This is a genomic window from Okeania sp. (assembly GCF_983059655.1).
Map to the genome: position 1 here is coordinate 1 of NZ_CEZPJD010000946.1, position 2739 is coordinate 2739.

Here is a 2739-nt window from a genome sequence, read left to right on the forward strand (position 1 = left end):
ATTTTGGAGCAGTATCATGGAAACTTTTCAGAAAATAATATCTGTGTTAGCTTTTTTATCCATAGGATTTTCTCTCGCAGAAGTTTACTTAACAATGAATCCAGTCTGGAAGCGAAAACATGAGCGTGTAGTTGCAGAAAGTCAATCTGTTAGTGGTAATCTACTTTCTTTTACTATTGGAACTATTTTTGCAATTAACTCTCTTTTCACTGGAGAATATGTAGGTGTTATAGACAACATATTATTTAATGGTTTGGCATTTTTCTATATTCTTGTAGGAATGTCATTATGGGTACCAGGAGAAAGAAAGAAAGGCTTCTGGACTTTAATCAAAGAAGCCCTTAATTTTGAAAGAAAAGAAGCTGGAGATTTAGCTAAGTCATTTTTAAAACCTTCGGGAGCTAAAAAAATTATCAATATTTTAAGTCAGGTAGCTATGATTGATGAAGTAATTGACCCCAGAGAAAAAGAGTTTATTCAATCATTTGCTGACCATTGGAATATTAAATTTTCCTGGGATAATTTAACGACAAATAGAATAGCAGATGCTTCTGTAAATTTGATAAATTTACGTCAGGATGTAAATGATTATTTAGCAACTTCTCCACCACAGAAACAAGTATCAGAATTAAAAGATATTATCAATGCTCTGGTGAATATTGATGAAGAAGTTTCTGAAAAAGAAAAGCTAATTATGGGAGAATTAGATGGCTTACTTTCTGAATACATTAGTCAAGAGTCAAATGCTGCCAGATATCATGTAATAGTAGCGCCACAAAACGAACGGCAAATTCAAGTAGTGACTACTTCACTACCAGAATTAACAAAATATGAAGTAGGAGAAGGGTTTGCTTATAATAGCGGTCCTTTTTATTCTAAAGAATATGCAGATGTAATATCTGATGGTTATCGCAGTCTTAATCTTTTTAGCATTGCGACTTTAACTCTTCCTACAGAAATAAATTCTATAAATTCTGAGGAAGAGTAAGCAAATTAATCAATTTTTATGAAGAAGGAAGAAGGAAGAGGGAAGAAGGAAGAAGGAAAAGGGATTTTTTTTGCAGTTCTGTAATTTGGTATTATTATGAACCCTATTGGACTATAATACCATGGAATAAAAAAGAATTTGACGAATAATAAGCGTGATTAAAAAGCTTTAAAAGAGATGCCTAATAGACATCTTCAATAATAAAAAATAAAATCAATTATCACACAGAAACTATCAATTATTTTCCCTTACTTCCTACTCCCTCTATAATTTTGAAATATAGCAATCCGCGCATAAGTTGCGGGTAATCAAAAAGTAGATAAAAAAACTGAAACTCCCATCTGTTCCCAGCTCCGGTGTTCCCTGTTCCCTAAAAGCTGTATGATTGAAAATAAAAAAAATAATGAAACAGTTGGTATTTCAACAATTGGTTATTATATTCCTTCAGGAGTTATGACGAGTGAAGCGATCGCTAAACTAGCAGATATTCCCCTATGGGTTTTGACAGAAAAAATAGGCATGGAAAAAAAATCAATTGCTGCTGAAGACGAACATCCTAGCGATATGGGAGTTAAAGCAGCAATATCGGCTATAAATAAAGCCCAAATTCAACCAGAAAAAATAGATTTAATTGCTTATTGTGGTGTGGGAGATTACGATTACAGATTTTGGTCTCCCGCAGCCAAAATACAAGGTATTATTGGTGCTGAAAATGCTCATGCTTTTGAAGTTAGAAATTTTTGTAACAGTGGCAATTTAGGCATTCATATTTGCCGGAATATGTTGTTGGCAGATGCGAGCTTAAATTATGCTTTAGTTATTTGTAGTGATAAATTATCCCAGTTGCTTAATTACTCGGATAAAAATACAAACTCGATACTTTTTTTCGCTGATGGTGCTGTCGCAGCCCTGCTAAAAAAAGGAGAGTCTAGTAACAAAATTCTCTCTTATCATGGCATGACTGATGGGAAATTAGCTGATTTTGTGCGAGTACCTTTGGGCGGTACTAAATTGCCTGTAAAAGGTGAAAATCTTGACTTAGAACTTAATTATGTCCAAGTAGAAGATCCTAAAAAATTAGACGAAATTTTATCGGAAATTTATTTAAAAAATTATAAAAAAGTCATAATAACTGCATTGCAAAAAAGTGGATTTTCCATAGGAGAAATAGATTTTTTATTTACTAATCAAATCAAAAAAAGTTTATTATCATCAATTTTTGAATCTCTGAAATTAAGCGAAAAAAATACATTTATATCCTTAAAAGACAGCGGTCATTTGGGAGCAGCAGATACTTTATTTTGTTTAGCTAAAGCTATGGAATCAGAGAAAATAAAGCCTGGTAATTTAGTAGTTTTAGCTAGTAGCGCTGCTGGGTTTTCTTGGGGAGCAACTGTGATTAAATATTAAACTGTATTGAAGAAGGAAGAAGGAAAAAAATAGATGGGGATAGTCAACGACCGGCTACTCCGTTCCAACTAATTGTCAACACCGTGTAGACGGTGGGGAATTAAACCCAAAATAAAAAGATAATTAGACATCTCCAAAAATTAAAAATAAAATCAATTATTATCCAGAAATTATCAATTATTCTTTTCTGTTCTCTGTTCCCTGTTCCCTGTTCCCTGTTCCCTCTTTTCTGGAGATGTCTATTAGGGAATAGCAGAAAATAAATTATCCCAATTTTTGTACTTAGTTAGATCGTTAACTAGCTAATCTCTACTCCCTTAACTTTTTCAATTTCTTCCCTA

Annotated in this window: 2 protein-coding genes; both read left to right on the forward strand. The window is 32.9% G+C overall.

The features are described from left to right. Nucleotides 1-988: tellurite resistance TerB family protein (locus AC3DU7_RS30505; protein WP_488042986.1), on the forward strand; the 988-nt coding region annotated here is incomplete at its 5' end. A gap of 381 nt (nt 989-1369) precedes the next feature. After that, the gene (locus AC3DU7_RS30510; protein WP_488042987.1) at nt 1370-2398 is read left to right on the forward strand and encodes a 3-oxoacyl-[acyl-carrier-protein] synthase III C-terminal domain-containing protein; all 1029 of its coding nucleotides are present in this window, start codon (nt 1370-1372) and stop codon (nt 2396-2398) included. Nucleotides 2399-2739: the final 341 nt, after the last annotated feature.

Bases quoted from the DNA above. Each gene is read 5' to 3' on its own strand.
- AC3DU7_RS30510 (WP_488042987.1), top strand. From the start codon at position 1,370: ATGATTGAAAATAAAAAAAATAATGAAACAGTTGGTATTTCAACAATT.